At 60.2% G+C, this 17,190-nt stretch carries 14 protein-coding genes; 8 read left to right on the forward strand and 6 right to left on the reverse strand.

All coding sequences use genetic code 11. The features are described from left to right. Nucleotides 1–60: 60 nt before the first annotated feature. Nucleotides 61–2,319: a TonB-dependent siderophore receptor gene (locus BLU48_RS21135; RefSeq protein ID WP_057021586.1), complete on the forward strand. Its 2,259-nt coding sequence runs from the start codon at nt 61–63 to the stop codon at nt 2,317–2,319. A 73-nt stretch (nt 2,320–2,392) separates the two neighbouring features. Here the strand turns inward: BLU48_RS21135 and BLU48_RS21140 are convergent, their stop codons facing one another. Both BLU48_RS21140 and BLU48_RS21145 read right to left on the reverse strand, forming a co-directional pair. After that, complete coding sequence (locus BLU48_RS21140) at nt 2,393–2,647, reverse strand: hypothetical protein (RefSeq protein WP_032877817.1); 255 nt, start codon at nt 2,645–2,647, stop codon at nt 2,393–2,395. Nucleotides 2,648–2,812: 165 nt separating this feature from the next. Next, the gene (locus BLU48_RS21145) at nt 2,813–4,396 is read right to left on the reverse strand and encodes a peptide chain release factor 3 (protein WP_056845524.1); all 1,584 of its coding nucleotides are present in this window, start codon (nt 4,394–4,396) and stop codon (nt 2,813–2,815) included. A 333-nt stretch (nt 4,397–4,729) separates the two neighbouring features. On the opposite strand from BLU48_RS21145, the gene BLU48_RS21150 reads away from it, so the two are divergent. The 5 genes from BLU48_RS21150 (at nt 4,730) to BLU48_RS21170 (ending at nt 9,814) form a co-directional block, all read left to right on the forward strand. Continuing rightward, the gene (locus BLU48_RS21150; RefSeq protein WP_057021587.1) at nt 4,730–5,446 is read left to right on the forward strand and encodes an ABC transporter permease; all 717 of its coding nucleotides are present in this window, start codon (nt 4,730–4,732) and stop codon (nt 5,444–5,446) included. Nucleotides 5,447–5,466: 20 nt separating this feature from the next. After that, entirely contained in the window at nt 5,467–6,360 is an 894-nt protein-coding gene (locus tag BLU48_RS21155; protein WP_057021588.1) for a glycine betaine ABC transporter substrate-binding protein, read from the forward strand. Nucleotides 6,361–6,372: 12 nt separating this feature from the next. Beyond that, nucleotides 6,373–7,026 (forward strand): ABC transporter permease, encoded by a 654-nt coding sequence (locus BLU48_RS21160; protein ID WP_034118069.1) that lies wholly within the window; start codon nt 6,373–6,375, stop codon nt 7,024–7,026. Beyond that, nucleotides 7,023–8,180, forward strand: coding sequence for an osmoprotectant ABC transporter ATP-binding protein OsmV (locus BLU48_RS21165; RefSeq protein WP_043048518.1), 1,158 nt, complete (start codon nt 7,023–7,025; stop codon nt 8,178–8,180). Before BLU48_RS21160 ends, BLU48_RS21165 begins: the two co-directional genes overlap by 4 nt. Before the next feature lie 470 nt (nt 8,181–8,650). Then, nucleotides 8,651–9,814 (forward strand): type III PLP-dependent enzyme, encoded by a 1,164-nt coding sequence (locus tag BLU48_RS21170; protein ID WP_003188470.1) that lies wholly within the window; start codon nt 8,651–8,653, stop codon nt 9,812–9,814. A gap of 63 nt (nt 9,815–9,877) precedes the next feature. Here the strand turns inward: BLU48_RS21170 and BLU48_RS21175 are convergent, their stop codons facing one another. From BLU48_RS21175 to BLU48_RS21190, 4 genes are all read right to left on the reverse strand, one after another. Next, complete coding sequence (locus BLU48_RS21175) at nt 9,878–10,153, reverse strand: type II toxin-antitoxin system RelE/ParE family toxin (protein WP_082636603.1); 276 nt, start codon at nt 10,151–10,153, stop codon at nt 9,878–9,880. Then, nucleotides 10,153–10,419: a CopG family ribbon-helix-helix protein gene (locus BLU48_RS21180; RefSeq protein ID WP_032893597.1), complete on the reverse strand. Its 267-nt coding sequence runs from the start codon at nt 10,417–10,419 to the stop codon at nt 10,153–10,155. Before BLU48_RS21180 ends, BLU48_RS21175 begins: the two co-directional genes overlap by 1 nt. A gap of 143 nt (nt 10,420–10,562) precedes the next feature. After that, complete coding sequence (locus tag BLU48_RS21185; RefSeq protein ID WP_057021589.1) at nt 10,563–11,321, reverse strand: tetratricopeptide repeat protein; 759 nt, start codon at nt 11,319–11,321, stop codon at nt 10,563–10,565. A gap of 1 nt (nt 11,322) precedes the next feature. After that, nucleotides 11,323–12,003, reverse strand: coding sequence for a Fe2+-dependent dioxygenase (locus BLU48_RS21190; protein WP_057021590.1), 681 nt, complete (start codon nt 12,001–12,003; stop codon nt 11,323–11,325). 205 nt (nt 12,004–12,208) lie between these two features. Here BLU48_RS21190 and BLU48_RS21195 point away from each other — a divergent pair, with 205 nt between their 5' ends. Next, nucleotides 12,209–14,494, forward strand: a complete 2,286-nt coding sequence (locus BLU48_RS21195; protein WP_057021591.1) for a TonB-dependent receptor — start codon at nt 12,209–12,211, stop codon at nt 14,492–14,494. 137 nt (nt 14,495–14,631) lie between these two features. Then, nucleotides 14,632–17,157: a PepSY domain-containing protein gene (locus BLU48_RS21200; RefSeq protein WP_057021592.1), complete on the forward strand. Its 2,526-nt coding sequence runs from the start codon at nt 14,632–14,634 to the stop codon at nt 17,155–17,157. Nucleotides 17,158–17,190: the final 33 nt, after the last annotated feature.

Raw genomic sequence — 17,190 nt, forward strand, 5'->3', positions numbered from 1 at the left:
TCTGCACAAGGCGATTCAGGCGCATCTCGCTCAATCGCCCCTCCAAAGGACCTTATGGACATGTCGTCTCAATTCAGGCTCAGCCATCTATCGCTGGCGTTTATCGCTACCCTTTCGTCCCCCGCGCTGTTGGCGGAGAGTGTGGAAAAACAGCGCGATAAAGTGCCGATCGAAGCGACAGACCTGCCTGTAGACGGCCAACCTCAAGCCTTGGTGCTGGAAGAAACGCGAGTACTAGGCAACGCTGCCGAAGAACTCAAGCAAGCCCCTGGCGTATCGATCATCACCGCCGAGGACATCAAGAAGCGCCCACCCACCAACGACCTGTCGGAGATCATCCGCCGCGAGCCAGGCGTCAACCTGACTGGCAACAGCTCCAGCGGCAGCCGCGGTAATAACCGTCAGATCGACCTGCGCGGCATGGGCCCGGAAAACACCCTGATCCTGATCGATGGCAAACCCTCCACCTCACGCAACGCCGTGCGTTATGGCTGGAGCGGTGACCGTGATACCCGTGGCGAAACCAACTGGGTGCCGGCCGAAGAAGTCGAGCGCATTGAAATCCTGCGCGGCCCGGCCGCCGCTCGTTATGGCTCCGGGGCCATGGGCGGGGTGATCAACATCATCACCAAACGCCCGACCGACCAATTGCACGGTTCGCTGACCGCCTACACCGCCTTCCCCGAAAACGATGCCGAAGGCGCGAGCAAACGTACCAACTTCAATCTCAGCGGCCCGCTGACCGACAGTCTCGCGTTCCGCGTCTATGGCGGGCTGAACAAGACCGACGCCGATGACGCCGACATCAACCGCGCAGCCCAAGCGACGCCTGATTCTTTGGTCGCTGGCCGCGAAGGCGTACGCAATAAAGACGTCAATGGCTTGCTGAGCTGGCAATTCACCCCAGAGCAAACCCTCGACCTGGAAGCCAGCTATAGCCGCCAGGGTAATATTTTTGCCGGCGACACCATGCTCAACGGCGGTGGCGCATTCGTTGAAAGCCTGGTGGGCAAGGAAACCAGTGTGATTCAACGCAGCAGCTTCTCTGCAACCCACCGCGGTGAATTTGACTGGGGCTCGACCCTGGCCTCGCTGACCCACGACCTGACCCGCAACGAGCGTCTCAACGAAGGCCTGGCCGGTGCCGGCGAGGGTGCGCCTTCGGCCAGCGCCGGTCGTTTCGAATCACGCTTGCGCAATACCCGGGCCACCGCCGAGGTCAACCTGCCACTGAGCCTGGGCACCGAACAGGTGCTGACCCTGGGCAGCGAATACCTCTACGAATCGATGAACGATCCCGGCTCGTTGCGCCCGCAAAGCTATGACCCAGGCACCGGCGGCGTCCCCGCCATTCCTGGTGTCAGCCGCAACAGCACCAAGACCACCGCATCGAGCTACGCATTGTTTGCCGAGGACAACATCGAACTGGGCAGCAAGACCATCATCACCCCGGGCCTGCGCTACGACGATCATGAAGAATACGGCGGCAACTGGAGCCCCAGCCTCAACGCCTCCCATCAGTTGACCGATGAGCTGAGCCTCAAGGGCGGTATCGCCCGGGCCTACAAGACCCCGAACCTGTACCAGTCCAACCCCAATTATTTGCTATACAGCCGTGGCAACGGTTGCAACGCCAGCGAAGCCAACATGGGCGGTTGCTACCTGGTGGGTAATCGGGACTTGAAACCGGAAATCAGCGTCAATAAAGAAATCGGCCTGGCCTACGACAAGGGCAACTGGCGCACCAGCGCGACGTACTTCCGCAATGACTACAAGAACAAGATCAATGCCAGCAACGAGGCGGCGTTCCGCCTGGGCAATGGTCGCCGTGTACTTGAATGGGAGAACAGCGGACCGGCGTTGGTGCAAGGGGTTGAAGGCAACCTTTTCGTAAGCCTGCGCAGCGATCTGGACTGGAACACCAACCTGACCTACATGATCGACTCCAAGGACAAAGACACCGGCGAGCCGTTGAGCATCATCCCCAAGTACACCATCAACACCACACTGGACTGGCAAGCCACCGACAAGCTGTCCTTCCAGGTCAGCGGCACCTACTACGGCAAGCAGGAATCGCCGACACTCAACTCACGCAGCGCCAACAGCTATGACCGCAGCGCCCAGCAGGATGTCGACCCGTACGGGTTGATGGGCCTGAGCAGTGGTTACGAGTTCAGCAAAAACTTGAGCGTGCGTGTCGGTATCAACAACCTGCTGGACAAGCGCCTGTCACGCAAAGGCAATGCCGAGGATGCCGGTGCCCAGACCTATAACGAGCCGGGCCGGGCTTACTTCGCGTCGGTGACCACCTCGTTCTAAGTCACCGCCGGATGTCTGAAAAGCGCCTTCCGCCAGCTATAGCCTGACGGAAGGCGCGTTCTTTTCAGCAAGACTACGTCTGGCTGTCGCCTTCGTCTGCGTCGTCGCTGTCAGGCTCGTCGGTAGTCGAGTCATCATCACCCTCGCTGCCGCCCTGGCCTTGATCGCCTGGTTCGGCTTCGGACTTGGCCAACTGCAAGTCCGATGCCTGGCCACTCGTCACGACCCCTACGCTCTGCACCGGGTTATGCGCCCAGGCCGTCGACATCCCCAACGACAACAGCACCAGCACCTTCATCAACAGCACTACGCGTTGAAAAATACTCATGGTTGATTCCGTCCAGTCAGTGAATGGGACCCGCACGGCAGTCATTAACTGCCACCAGCGTTTACGCTAGTCGCGATGCCGAATTACCGCCAATCTCCAACCTTTTGGAGATCAAAATGTGGGAGGGGGCTTGCCCCCTCCCACATTCTCTCAACCGCCCAGACCTTAGTGGTGCTCGCGGGTCGCACGGAATTTCACATCCGGCCAACGCTCTTCCATCAGCGCCAGGTTCACCCGCGTCGGTGCCAGGTAGGTCAGGTGACCACCGCCGTCGATCGCCAGGTTTTCCACGGCCTTGTTGGAGAACTCTTCCAACTTCTTCTTATCGCTGCAATCAATCCAGCGCGCCGAATACACGGTGATCGGCTCGTAGGAGCATTCGACCTTGTATTCCTCTTTCAAGCGGCTGGCGACCACATCGAACTGCAGCACACCGACGGCGCCGAGGATGATGTCGTTGCTGCGCTCGGGGAAGAACACCTGGGTGGCGCCTTCTTCGGCCAACTGCTGCAAGCCTTGGCGCAGTTGCTTGGACTTGAGCGGGTCGCGCAGGCGCACGCGGCGGAACAATTCCGGGGCGAAGTGCGGGATGCCGGTAAAGCCCAGGGCTTCGCCTTCGGTGAAGGTGTCGCCGATCTGGATGGTGCCGTGGTTGTGCAGGCCGATGATGTCGCCGGCGTAGGCTTCTTCGAGCTGTTCACGCTCGGAGGAGAAGAACGTCAGGGCGTCGCCGATGCGCACGTCCTTGCCGGTGCGCACGTGACGCATCTTCATGCCTTTTTCGTAGCGGCCGGAGCAGATACGCATGAAGGCGATACGGTCGCGGTGCTTGGGGTCCATGTTCGCCTGGATCTTGAACACGAAGCCGGTGAATTTCTCTTCCACTGGCTCCACGGTGCGCTCGTTGGCGACCCGGGCCAGGGGTTTCGGCGCCCAGTTCACGACAGCGTCAAGCACATGGTCGACGCCGAAGTTGCCCAAGGCAGTTCCGAAGAACACCGGGGTCAGCTGGCCGTCGAGGAACTCCTGCTGGTTGAACTCATGGCAGGCGCCCTGCACCAGCTCCAACTGGTCGACGAAACGGTCGTACTCGTCGCCCAGGTGAGCGCGGGCTTCGTCCGAATCGAGCTTTTCGATGATCTTGGTTTCGGTGCGCTCATGACCGTGGCCGGCGGTGTAGACAATGATGTAGTCATCGGCCAGGTGGTACACGCCCTTGAAGTCGCGGTAGCAACCGATCGGCCAAGTGATCGGCGCGGCCTTGATCTTCAGGACGGCTTCGATCTCATCGAGCAACTCGATCGGGTCGCGGATATCGCGGTCGAGTTTGTTGATAAAGCTCACGATCGGGGTGTCACGCAGGCGGCAGACGTCCATCAGCGCGATGGTGCGCGGCTCAACACCTTTACCGCCGTCGAGAACCATCAGCGCCGAGTCAACTGCCGTGAGGGTGCGGTAGGTATCTTCGGAGAAGTCTTCGTGACCCGGGGTGTCGAGCAGGTTGACCATGTGGTCGCGATACGGGAACTGCATGACCGACGTGGTAATGGAAATACCCCGTTGCTTTTCCATTTCCATCCAGTCGGAGGTCGCATGGCGGTCGGATTTGCGGGATTTCACCGTGCCGGCCACCGCGATTGCCTTGCCCATCAGCAGGAGCTTTTCGGTGATGGTGGTTTTACCGGCATCGGGGTGGGAAATAATGGCGAAAGTGCGGCGTTTCGCGACTTCGGCGGCCTGGTGGGTCATGGGAAATCGCCTGGCAGGTGAGTCAAAAAAGGGCGGCGAGTATAGCGCAAACCCGAGGGTACAGACCACCGTTGAGCCTATTGGGGGTGGCTAAATGCGCCCAAGTGTGGAACCTTTTAAAAGGTAGAGACGTCCACTCCCCTGCTACCGCACTCGGAACAGGGGCTGAAAAATCAGCTAGTTAGCCTGACGAGGCTGCGCTTATGGCTCGAACTCATGCCGCTTTTGACGGCATTGGCGAGCTGCATTTCGCGATCACATTTCGCTGACAGCCAGCAATGGCATGCCACGCGGGAATGTGTTCGTCGACAGAAGAAAAAAAGGAGTCCGCCTGTGGCTATTCGCTATGGCAAAGGGCTTATAGGAGCAGCGGTTGTCGTCGCGCTCCTGGCCCTGCTGGTCCACTGGATCGGCATCAACACGATCGAACTGTACCGCGACGATTTGTTGTTTTACCTGCAAGCTCATCTGATTCTCGTCCTAGTCTCCATGCTGGCAGCCCTGATTGTGGGCATCCCCGCTGGTATCCTGCTCAGCCGACCCAACATGGTCGGGCGTGCAGAACGTTTCATGCAAATCTTCAACATCGGCAACACCGTCCCTCCCCTGGCCGTACTGGCCATCGCCCTCGGCGTCCTCGGCATCGGCAGCGGCCCGGCCATCTTCGCGTTGTTCCTCGCCTCCTTGCTGCCCATCGTGCGCAACACCTACGAAGGCCTGAAGAATGTTCAGGGTTCCCTGAAGGAAGCCGCCACCGGCATCGGCATGACCCCGCGCCAGGTGCTGTTTCGCGTGGAACTGCCCAACGCCGTGCCGATCATCATTGGCGGTGTACGTGTGGCCCTGGCGATCAACGTCGGCACCGCACCACTGGCGTTCCTGATTGGCGCCAACAGCCTGGGCAGCCTGATCTTCCCCGGCATTGCCCTGAACAACCAGCCGCAACTGCTGCTCGGCACTGCATGCACCGCGCTGCTCGCCTTGCTGCTTGATGGCCTGGTGACCATGGCCAGCCGTCTCTGGCTGGAACGCGGGTTACGTCCGTCTTAAGGCTTGGCAAAGGAATTCACATGAAAAAACTAAGCTTGATATTAGGCTGCGTCCTGCTGTTCGCAGGTATTGCGCAAGCCGCAGAAAAACCGCTAATCCGCATAGGCGCACGGGTCTTCACCGAGCAGACCCTGCTGGCCGAAATCACCTCCCAGTACCTGCGCACCAAGGGCTATGACGCCCGCGTCACTGGCGGCCTGGGCAGCAACCTGGCGCGCAGTGCCCAGGAAAGTGGGCAACTGGACCTGATCTGGGAATACACCGGCGTCTCCCTGGTGGCCTACAACCACGTGGACGAGAAACTCGACAGCGAACAGTCCTACGCCCGGGTGAAAGAACTCGACGCGAAAAAAGGCTTGGTCTGGCTCTCGCCGTCGAAATTCAGCAACACCTACGCGCTGGCACTGCCGGAAAACGTGGCCAAGGAATTTCCGCAGATCAACAGCATCAGCGACCTGACCAGGGCCCTGGCCGAGGACACCAAGGAGAACCGCCTGGTGGCCCTCGACACCGAGTTCGCCAACCGCTCCGACGGCATGGGCGGCATGGTCAAGTTGTATGACATGAACCTCACGCGCAAAAACACTCGGCAGATGGACGCTGGCCTGGTCTACACCGCCCTGCGTAATGGCCAGGTGTTTGCCGGTCTGGTCTACACCACCGACGGCCGCCTGAACGCGTTCAAATTGAAGCTGCTGGCCGACGACAAACATTACTTCCCGGACTACACCGCAGCCCCGGTGATCCGTCAGCAATATCTCGACCAGCATCCTCAGTTGGCCGCAGAGCTCAAGCCCTTGGCCGAGCTGTTCGACGACGCAACCATGCGCGCGCTGAATGCGCGGGTCGACGTCGACCACGAAAGCCCGTCCGCTGTCGCCGCCGATTTCCTGCGCCAACATCCGATCAACTAAGAAGGAGAAGACATGGAATTCCTGAACGCCTTTTCCCATCTTGATTGGGCCCAAGTCCTGCACCTGACCTGGCAGCACATCACCCTGGTCGGCATCGCAGTGATCCTGGCTATCGTCGTCGGCGTGCCCCTGGGCGTGCTGATGACCCGCTTCCCGACCCTGGCCGGTCCGTTGCAGGCTAGCGCTACGGTGCTGCTGACCGTGCCGTCCATCGCCCTGTTCGGCCTGCTGTTGCCCTTCTACTCCAAGTTCGGCCAGGGCCTCGGGCCGATGCCAGCGATCACCGCCGTATTCCTCTACTCCCTGCTGCCGATCATGCGTAATACCTACCTGGCCCTCACCGGGGTGGAACCGGGTATTCGCGAAGCCGCACGCGGCATCGGCATGACCTTCGGCCAGCGCCTGCGCATGGTCGAACTGCCGATTGCCGTGCCGGTGATCCTCGCTGGTGTGCGTACCGCCGTCGTGATGAACATCGGTGTGATGACCATCGCCGCCACCATCGGTGCCGGTGGCCTGGGTGTACTTATTCTGGCTTCCATCAGCCGCAGCGATATGTCGATGCTGATTGTCGGCGCCGTGCTGGTCAGTCTCCTGGCCATCTTCGCCGACCTGCTTCTGCAATGGCTGCAACGCTCGCTGACTCCAAAAGGATTGCTCAAATGATCGAACTTCAAAACCTGTCCAAGACTTTTCAAAGCAACGGCAAGACCATTACCGCCGTCAACGATGTAAGCCTGACCGTCAACGAAGGCGAGATTTGTGTATTCCTCGGCCCGTCGGGCTGCGGCAAGAGCACCACGCTGAAGATGATCAACCGCCTGATCAAGCCCTCCTCGGGCAAGATCCTGATCAACGGTGAAGACACCACCGACCTGGACGAAGTGACCCTGCGCCGCAACATCGGCTATGTGATCCAGCAGATCGGCCTGTTCCCCAACATGACCATCGAAGAGAACATTGTGGTGGTGCCCAAGCTGCTCGGCTGGGACAAGCAGAAGTGCCACGACCGCGCCCGCGAATTGATGAGCATGATCAAGCTGGAACCCAAGCAGTACCTGCATCGCTACCCGCGTGAACTGTCCGGCGGCCAGCAGCAGCGCATCGGTGTGATCCGTGCCCTGGCGGCCGATGCGCCGCTGTTGCTGATGGATGAGCCGTTCGGCGCGGTCGACCCGATCAACCGCGAAATGATCCAGAACGAGTTCTTCGAGATGCAGCGCGCGCTGAACAAGACCGTGATCATGGTCAGCCACGACATCGACGAAGCGATCAAGCTGGGTGACAAGATCGCCATCTTCCGCGCCGGCAAGCTGTTGCAGATCGACCATCCGGACACGCTGCTGGCGCACCCGGCCGACGAGTTTGTCAGCAACTTCGTGGGCCAGGACAGCACCCTCAAGCGCCTGCTGTTGGTGAAGGCCGAAGACGCGGCGGACAACGCCCCGTCGGTCAGCCCGGAAACCCCGGTGGCCGATGCCCTGGAACTGATGGACGAGCATGACCGTCGCTACGTGGTGGTCACCTGTGCCGAGAACAAGGCGCTGGGTTATGTACGCCGTCGCGACTTGCACCGTCAGACCGGTACATGTGGCCAGTACCTGCGCGAGTTCAACGCCACCGCCGTGTACGACGAGCATTTGCGCATCCTGCTGTCGCGCATGTATGAGTTCAACCGCTCGTGGTTGCCGGTGATGGATGCGGAGCGGGTGTTCCTGGGTGAAGTGACCCAGGAGTCGATTGCCGAGTACCTGAGCTCTGGCAAGTCCCGTGGCGGCAAGACCAGTATTGTCTCGCCTGCCGAGACTGCATTGGCTTGACCTGACACAACAGGGATAAATGTGGGAGGGGGCTTGCTCCCGATAGCGGTGTATCAGTGACTGAGAAGTGACTGACACACCGCTATCGGGGGCAAGCCCCTCCCACATTTGCACTCTAGCGTGTCAGGGAAATCCCATCGTTTTGCCCAATCCGGGGAACATCAATCCGTCACACCGGTCGGTTACATAAGTAGCTGCACGCGGCCGTACGACGAACGCGTGCAAAAACGCGACATTTTTAGTTGATCCCACGCCCATCAAGCCCTAAAGTTCGCGCCGAACGTCCATGCTGGAAACGATCCATCCGGCTCAAGTACTGACGACGAGACAGCAAGGCCAAGGGAAGCTTATCCCATGGCCTTTTTGCTTTCGGCGACATGCCTTGGGAAGTAGGCGAACCAAAGTGGGGATACGGAGGACGTTCAGTTGTACCCATTGATTAATACAGTTTGCCCCTAGGAGTCCCCAGCATGTCGATCAACGTCGAAGACTATTTCGCGCGCGCCACCTTTGACAAAATGAAGGCGTTCGCCGACAAGCAAGAAACCCCGTTCGTGGTGATCGACACCGCGATGATCAGCCAGGCCTACGATGACCTGCGCGCCGGTTTCGAATTCGCCAAGGTGTATTACGCCGTCAAGGCCAACCCGGCCGTCGAGATCATCGACCTGTTGAAAGACAAGGGTTCGAGCTTCGACATCGCCTCGATCTACGAGCTGGACAAGGTCATGGACCGCGGCGTCAGCGCCGACCGTATCAGCTACGGCAACACCATCAAGAAATCCAAGGACATCCGCTACTTCTATGAGAAGGGCGTGCGCCTGTTCTCCACCGACTCCGAAGCCGACCTGCGCAACATCGCCAAAGCCGCGCCGGGCTCGAAAGTGTATGTGCGCATCCTCACCGAAGGCTCGACCACGGCCGACTGGCCTTTGTCGCGCAAATTCGGCTGCCAGACCGACATGGCCATGGACCTGCTGATCCTCGCCCGCGACCTGGGCCTGGTGCCGTACGGCATCTCGTTCCACGTCGGCTCGCAACAGCGCGACATCAGCGTGTGGGACGCGGCGATCGCCAAGGTCAAGGTGATCTTCGAACGTTTGAAAGAAGAAGATGGCATTGAGCTGAAGCTGATCAACATGGGCGGCGGCTTCCCGGCCAACTACATCACCCGCACCAACAGCCTGGAAACCTACGCCGAAGAAATCATCCGTTTCCTCAAGGAAGATTTCGGCGACGACCTGCCGGAAATCATCCTGGAGCCAGGCCGCTCGTTGATCGCCAACGCCGGCATCCTGGTCAGTGAAGTGGTGCTGGTTGCACGTAAATCGCGCACCGCCGTCGAGCGTTGGGTGTATACCGATGTGGGCAAGTTCTCCGGCCTGATCGAAACAATGGACGAAGCCATCAAGTTCCCGATCTGGACCGAGAAGAAAGGCGAGATGGAAGAAGTGGTGATCGCCGGCCCCACCTGCGACAGCGCCGATATCATGTACGAGAACTACAAGTACGGTTTGCCGTTGAACCTGGCGATTGGTGATCGTTTGTACTGGTTGTCGACCGGTGCCTACACCACCAGCTACAGCGCAGTTGAGTTCAACGGGTTTCCGCCGTTGAAATCGTTTTACGTGTAAGACGGTTATAACTAAAAAGCCCATGACGTTTCATGGGCTTTTTTCTGTCTGTGGTACGCGCCCTCAACGATCTTCGCGAACGTGCCATAACCGTAGAATATAAAGTGTCGACTGTTGAATTTCGTAGCGCATTTCGTAATGGCCGACTAAAAGTCTTCTTACGTCGCGCGGTGAAAACTCTTCAATTCTCTCACCGATGCGCGGATTACCGAGCAGCGCGTCAGGCGCTTGAGACAGTGACTGCACGATGCGGGCGGCAGCTTCGCGGTTTACAACAGAGAGGAAGTCATATAATCGAGCCAGGTCGGATAACGCTTTACTTGTCCACCTCAGCTCCATCAGCGCGGTACCGGTAGCGGCGAATCGGTGCTCAGGCTATCTGCCCAGGCCTGCACTGCCTGGTGATCGATCACGCGCCCCGCATCTACATCTGCCATAGCCTCAAGCGTCAGCCGGCTGCGCTCCTCTTCTTGATCGACCCAATCAGCGAGGGCCTGTTTCACCACCCATCCCCGTGAGCGATCCATTCGCGCGGCCATCTGGTCAACTTTCTGAGCAAGGGCAGTGGGAATATGAGCTGTCATTACTTTGGTTTCGGCACCCATGAAAACTCTCTTTGCGGATAAATGACAAGCAAGCGATTAAAAATGATTCAAGCTTAATCATAGTGACTTAAGCCAGAGCTTCAACCTTTGGTCCTTGCCGTTCATCGACAAACCGGAACACGTGAATGTGTAGAAACGGGGTCCTACAGCGTTTTCTCCAATTGGTCCGCGTGCCCTTGATAAGCCTCGGCCATGGCGCGAATCTGCGGGTCATTGGCCAGCGCCAGCGCCTTGTGTGCCGTTCGCAGGAATTTGAGATTCCCGCCTTCCAGCGCCTTGTGCAGCCACTCCAGCGCAGCGTCGATCTGGCCTCTGTCCGCCAGCACCGCCGCATAGCTGAACTGCCCCCGAAAATCCCCGGCTTCGGCGGAGCGCCGGTACCATTCAAAGGCTGCCTCAAGATCCCTGGGGCAATACTGGCCGCCTTCCAGATAACGCCCCACCAGGTTCATCGACTTGGCGTGGCCCTGCCCTGCGGCCTGGCGATAAAACGTCAGCGCCTGGGCCTGGTCTTGCATAACGCCGCGGCCGGTAGCCAACAGGTTGGCGTAGTTGTACTGGCCCCAATCCAACCCGCCTTCGGCTGCCAGCCGATATTCCCGCGCTGCCGCCGCTTCATCGACGGCGCAGCCCCAACCATGCTCCAGGCAGCGCCCGGCCATATTGCGCGCCATCAATTGCCCGCCCTGCGCCGCAATCTGGAACCAGCGTAGCGCCAGCGCTTCATCGCGTGCGATACCGCGCCCTTCCAGCAGGATCTGCCCCAGCAACGCCTGGGCATCGACCACGCCTGCCTTGGCCGCGATCAGGATCGCCTGGGCGGCGCGCACCGGGGAATCATCGAGCATGGACTGCAATTGCTCGACGTTGAGCACTTCCTGGCGACGCAATAAAAAGCCCATCTCAGACCTCGACCCAGCGGCGCAGCAGGTTGTGGTAGGTGCCGGTGAGCTGGATCAGTGCCGGGTGGTCAGGAACGTCGCGGGTCAGTTGCTGGATCGCGCCGTCCATTTCGAACAGCAGGGTGCGCTGGCTGTCCTCGCGCACCAGGCTTTGGGTCCAGAAGAACGAGGCATAGCGGACGCCACGGGTCACGGCGTTGACCTTGTGCAGGCTGGAGCCGGGGTACAGCACCATGTCGCCGGCGGGCAGCTTGACCCGCTGCAGGCCGAAGGTGTCCTGGATTTCCAGTTCGCCGCCGTCATATTCGTCCGGGTCGCTGAAGAACAGCGTGGACGACAGATCGGTACGCACACGTTCAGGGCTGCCTTTGGGTTGGCGTACGGCGTTGTCGATATGAAAGTCGAAACTGCCGCCAGCGGTGTAGCAGTTGAGCAGCGGCGGGAAGACTTTGTGCGGCAGCGCCGCCGACATGAACAATGGGTTGCCCCACAACCGTTCCAACATGGCCGCGCCGATTTCCTTGGCCAGGGGGTGGCCTTCGGGCAATTGCAGGTTGTGCTTGGCCTTGGCGGACTGATGCCCGGCAGTGATTTTGCCGTCGGCCCATTCGGTCTCCTCCAGGGCCTGGCGAATGCGCAACACCTCCTCACGAGAGAACAGGCCGGGAATGTGCAGCAACATGAGGCAATACCTGCGATCAGAGAGGCGCCAATGGTATTGATTCTTATCTTCGCTGTAAAACCCGGGGACGAACGAGATTGCAAAAACCGTAAGAAAAAAGTGTAAAGAATGTAAATTCGATGCGAATAGCAATATCTCGCAATTGATACAAAGTCTTGTTGGCCCTATATTCCGCGGCCTCACATCCTTGGGGAAGGGACACGTCATGTCGCGCATTCTTATAAAAACACCAGCCAGTTCACCACGCATGCTGGCCTCGGCCATCGGTGTAGCCTTGAGTGCCAGCTCTGCCGCCCACCTGGCGCAGGCGGCGGAAAACACCGAGCAGAAAGGCGAGCGCAACCCTATCTCCCTCGGCGCCACCAACATTACCGGCCAGGATCAGGACAACACCTCCTACCAGGTAGAAAAAGCCTCGTCGCAAAAATACACCGCGCCGCTGGTGGACACGCCGCGTTCGGTCACCGTGGTGCCGCAACAAGTTCTCAAGGACACCGCCGCTACCTCGTTGCAGGATGCCTTGCGCACCGTACCGGGCATTACCTTTGGTGCCGGTGAAGGTGGCAACCCCCAGGGCGACCGTCCGTTTATCCGTGGTTTTGATGCCCAGGGCGACACTTACCTGGATGGCGTGCGCGACACCGGCGGCCAGAGCCGCGAGATCTTCGACATCGAGTCGATCGAAGTCAGCAAAGGCCCGAACTCCTCGTTCGGCGGCCGTGGCTCGGCCGGTGGCAGCCTCAACCTGGTAAGCAAGACCCCACAAGCGCGGGACTTCACCAACGGCGGCTTCACCTACGGTTCCGACCAGACCCGCCGCTACGTGCTCGACGTCAACCGCCAGTTCCTCGATGACAGCGCCGCCTTCCGCCTGAACCTGATGAGCCACGAACAAAACGTTGCCGGCCGCGATGCGGTGAACTACGACCGTTGGGGCGTGGCCCCGTCGCTGACGTTTGGCCTGGGTACGCCGACCCGCGTCAACCTCAGCTACTACCACATGGAAAGCGATGACTTGCCGGATTCGGGCATTCCCTACGGCTATGGTTCGTCGACTGCCACTGCCCACGTGCACGACAAACCCACCGATGGCGGCGACAGCAACAATTTCTACGGTTTGAAAAGCCGCGACTTCCGTAAAACTCGCGCTGATATCAGTACGTTCTCCATCGAGCACGACCTGAACGACAACATGACCTTGAAAAACACCCTGCGTCACGGCAGCACCGGTCAGGACTATGTGCTGACCCAACCGGATGACAGCAAACTCAACGTCAACAAGTTCGGCACCGTATGGCGTCGCGCTAACAGCCGCGTGTCCACGACCACCACGACCACCAACCAGACCGACCTGTTCGGCAGCTTCCAGGCCCTGGGCTTCAAGCACAGTTACTCCACCGGCCTGGAATTCACCGGCGAAGAAACCCGCGTCAGCGGCTATACCGTCAGCCCTAATGCCAACCCGGTGTGCAACCCGGCCAAGGGCGGCGTGGGCGGCCAGTGCACCTCGCTCGGCAACCCGAACCCGGACGACGCCTGGAACGGCAGTGTCGCGCGCAACTACAACGGCACCAACACCAAGGCCACCAGCCGCGCCGCCTATGTGTTCGACACCATCGAGCTGGATCCGAAATGGCTGCTGAATGTCGGCCTGCGTTACGACACGTTCGATACCGAAGCCAACACCAACGCCACTACCGGACGCACCAAGATCAAGGATGACAGCCAGTTCTTCAACTGGCAGGCCGGCCTGGTGTGGAAGCCTTTGGAGAACGGCAGCATCTACGCCTCCTATGCCACCTCGGCCTCACCAGCTGGTGGCCTAGTAGGTGAAGGCGCCGACGGCAACCCACTGTCTGCCGGTGCCGCCACCAGCGACTTGCAGCCTGAAGAAACCGTCAACTATGAACTGGGCACCAAGTGGGACCTGTTCCATGATCGTCTGTCCCTGACCGCAGCCGTGTTCCGCACCGAGAAGAAAAACACCCGCATCCTGGTCGATACCCTCACCTACGAGAACGGCGGCGAGTCCCAGGTCGACGGTGTGGAATTGTCGGCCAGCGGCAAGCTTACCGATCACTGGCAAGTGTTCGCCGGCTACACCTACCTGGACAGCGAGCTGGTCAAATCCGGCCTCAACGGGCGTAACGGGCTAGTGAGTGCCGGCTCCAACAAAGGCAACCAGATGCCCAACACGCCGAAGAACTCCTTCAGCCTGTGGACCACCTACGACATCACGCCCAAGCTGACCGTCGGCGGCGGCGCGTTCTACGTCGATGAGGTTTACGGCGATGCCGGCAACACCGTGTACGTGCCGTCCTACACCCGCTATGACGCCATGGCCAGCTACAAGCTGACCAAGAACGTCGACCTGCAACTGAACGTGCAGAACCTGACCGACAAGACCTACTACGACAAGGCCTACTCGGCGCACTTCGCCAACCAGGCGGCGGGGCGCACCGCGCTGTTGACCACCAGCTTCCACTTCTAAAAGCGGTCAATGCTCCGACCCAAGGCCCCACGCATCGGATGCGTGGGGCTTTTGTGTGTAAAACAGAATTTTTCTCGTTAACCCACGGCATAATGCGCGCCGTGAAATAGATATCCAGATGAGCGAGGCGGCCCGACGTGTTGAAGAAAACCCTGTTCCAGTTGCACTGGTTTTTCGGCATCACTGCCGGGCTGGTGCTGGCCTTGATGGGGGTCACCGGGGCGGCGTACTCGTTCCAGGATGAAATCCTGCGGGCACTCAACCCCACCGTATTGAGCGTACAGAAGCGCGAGGCCGGTGTGCTGCCGCCTGCCGAACTGGTACGCAAGCTGGAGGCCACCGAAGGCAAGAGCGTGGCGATGCTATGGGTGGAAAGCGACAGCGGCAACGCTGCCCGAGTGTCCTTCACCCCGCAGCCGGGGGAGCGTCGTGGCCAGATGCGTTACTTCGACCCCTATACCGGCGACTACATGGGCGACGCCGTCGGCCAGGATGTGTTTGGTTTTATTTTGCAACTGCACCGCTTCCTCGCCGTCGGCGAAACCGGGCGCAACATCACCGGCGCCTGCACTCTGATCCTGGTGTTTTTCTGCCTCTCCGGTTTATATCTGCGCTGGCCGCGCCAGGTAAAAAACTGGCGGGTATGGTTGACCCTGGACTGGCGCAAGAAGGGCCGCAGTTTCAACTGGGACCTGCATTCGGTATTCGGCACCTGGTGTCTGCTGTTTTATCTGTTGGCGGCACTGACCGGACTGTATTGGTCCTACGACTGGTACAACCAGGGCATGACCAAACTGCTCTCCGACGCGCCGCAAAACGAGCGCATGCGCAAGCGCGGCCCGCCACCTGCCGGCCCTGCTCCGGTAGCCAACTATGACGCGATCTGGAGCAGCATCTACAGCAGCGCCGGCCCCGACCTGAGTGCCTACAACATCCGCATGCCAGCCATCGCCGGGCAATCGGCCACCGTGTATTACCTGCTCAAAGACTCGCCCCATGACCGTGCGCTGAACCAGATCAACCTGGACCCGGCCACCGGCGAGGTCACATTCCACGAGCGCTACGCCAGCAAGAGCCTCAAATCGCAATTACTCACCAGCGTCTATGCGCTGCACACCGGCAGCTACTTCGGCCTGGTCGGGCGAATCGTGCTCACCGCCAGCTCATTGCTCATGCCCCTGTTTTTCATCACCGGCTGGCTGCTGTACCTCGACCGCCGCCGCAAGAAGCGCCAGGTACGTAACGCCCGCAATGGCCTGACGACCAATCACAGCAATGCGCCGGCCTGGCTGATCGGTTTTGCCAGCCAGAGCGGCTTTGCCGAACAGCTTGCATGGCAAACGGCTGGCCAGTTGCAAGCCGCGGGCCTGCCGGTGAAGGTGCAGCCCTTGGGCAGCCTCAGCCAAGACGACCTGAGCCAGTCGGAACATGCGTTATTCGTGGTCAGCACTTTCGGCGACGGCGAAGCGCCCGACAACGCGCGGGGTTTTGAGCGCAGCGTGCTCGGTCAGGATTTACCGCTCAAAGGCTTGAACTACTCGGTACTGGCCCTGGGTGATCGCCAATATGAGCACTTCTGCGGCTTTGCCCGGCGCCTGCATTTCTGGCTGACCAACCAGGGTGGCAATGCACTGTTCGCCCCGGTGGAAGTTGACAGCGGCGACACTGAGGCCTTGCTGACCTGGCAACAGCAACTCGGCCAACTCACCGGTCACGCGCCAGCGGCGGCTTGGCAACCCGCCCAATATGAAACCTGGACACTGAGCCAACGCACCCTGCTCAACCCTGGCAGCGTCGGCGCCGACGTCTATCTGCTGGGCCTCACACCGCCCTCGGCGCAAAGCTGGCAGGCCGGTGACCTGGTGGAAATCCTGCCGCGCAACTGCCCCTGGGCCATTGATCACTTCCTCCATGGCCTGGGCCTGGCCGGCAGCGATGGCGTACTGATCGAAGGCCTGGCGCACACTCTCGACCAAGCCTTGGCCACCCGCCAATTGCCGGATAACCGCACGCACTTGGTCGGCCTGCATGCCCAAGCCCTGGTGAACGCACTGGTGCCCCTGGGCATGCGCGAATACTCCATCGCCTCGATCGCCAGCGATGGTGTGCTGGAGCTGATCGTGCGCCAGGAACGCCACGCCGATGGAAGCCTGGGCCTCGGCTCAGGCTGGCTGACGGAACACGCGGCCATCGGTTCGGGCATCAGTCTGCGCCTGCGCCGCAACAGCGGCTTCCACCTGCCGGATGCGCCGGTGCCGCTGATCCTGCTGGGCAACGGCACCGGCCTGGCGGGGTTGCGCAGCTTGCTCAAGGCACGCATCGCCGCTGGCCAGCAGCGCAACTGGCTGCTGTTTGGCGAGCGCCAGATCGCCCATGACTACCTGTGCCAGGACGAACTGCAAGGCTGGCTCGCCAGTGGCGACCTGGCCTTGCTCGACCTGGCGTTTTCCCGGGATCAGGAAGAAAAGATCTACGTACAGGACCGCCTGCGCGAATCGGCCGATGTGCTGCGTAAATGGCTGGCGGACGGCGCGGCGATTTATGTGTGCGGCAGTCTGCAAGGGATGGCGACGGGGGTGGATCAGGCGTTGGTGGATATCCTGGGCACTGCGGCGGTGGAACGCTTGATTGAACAGGGCCGCTATCGCCGGGATGTGTACTGAGATTTTCAGACACTGCAGAACCCATGTGGGAGG

This window comes from Pseudomonas synxantha (assembly GCF_900105675.1).
GTDB lineage: Bacteria > Pseudomonadota > Gammaproteobacteria > Pseudomonadales > Pseudomonadaceae > Aquipseudomonas > Aquipseudomonas synxantha.

Coding starts and splice junctions, on each gene's coding strand:
- BLU48_RS21185 (WP_057021589.1), bottom strand. CDS start 11,321: ATGGGCTTTTTATTGCGTCGCCAGGAAGTGCTCAACGTCGAGCAATTG.
- BLU48_RS21175 (WP_082636603.1), bottom strand. CDS start 10,153: ATGGAGCTGAGGTGGACAAGTAAAGCGTTATCCGACCTGGCTCGATTA.
- BLU48_RS21160 (WP_034118069.1), top strand. CDS start 6,373: ATGGAATTCCTGAACGCCTTTTCCCATCTTGATTGGGCCCAAGTCCTG.
- BLU48_RS21145 (WP_056845524.1), bottom strand. CDS start 4,396: ATGACCCACCAGGCCGCCGAAGTCGCGAAACGCCGCACTTTCGCCATT.
- BLU48_RS21180 (WP_032893597.1), bottom strand. CDS start 10,419: ATGGGTGCCGAAACCAAAGTAATGACAGCTCATATTCCCACTGCCCTT.
- BLU48_RS21170 (WP_003188470.1), top strand. CDS start 8,651: ATGTCGATCAACGTCGAAGACTATTTCGCGCGCGCCACCTTTGACAAA.
- BLU48_RS21135 (WP_057021586.1), top strand. CDS start 61: ATGTCGTCTCAATTCAGGCTCAGCCATCTATCGCTGGCGTTTATCGCT.
- BLU48_RS21140 (WP_032877817.1), bottom strand. CDS start 2,647: ATGAGTATTTTTCAACGCGTAGTGCTGTTGATGAAGGTGCTGGTGCTG.
- BLU48_RS21190 (WP_057021590.1), bottom strand. CDS start 12,003: ATGTTGCTGCACATTCCCGGCCTGTTCTCTCGTGAGGAGGTGTTGCGC.
- BLU48_RS21155 (WP_057021588.1), top strand. CDS start 5,467: ATGAAAAAACTAAGCTTGATATTAGGCTGCGTCCTGCTGTTCGCAGGT.
- BLU48_RS21165 (WP_043048518.1), top strand. CDS start 7,023: ATGATCGAACTTCAAAACCTGTCCAAGACTTTTCAAAGCAACGGCAAG.
- BLU48_RS21195 (WP_057021591.1), top strand. CDS start 12,209: ATGTCGCGCATTCTTATAAAAACACCAGCCAGTTCACCACGCATGCTG.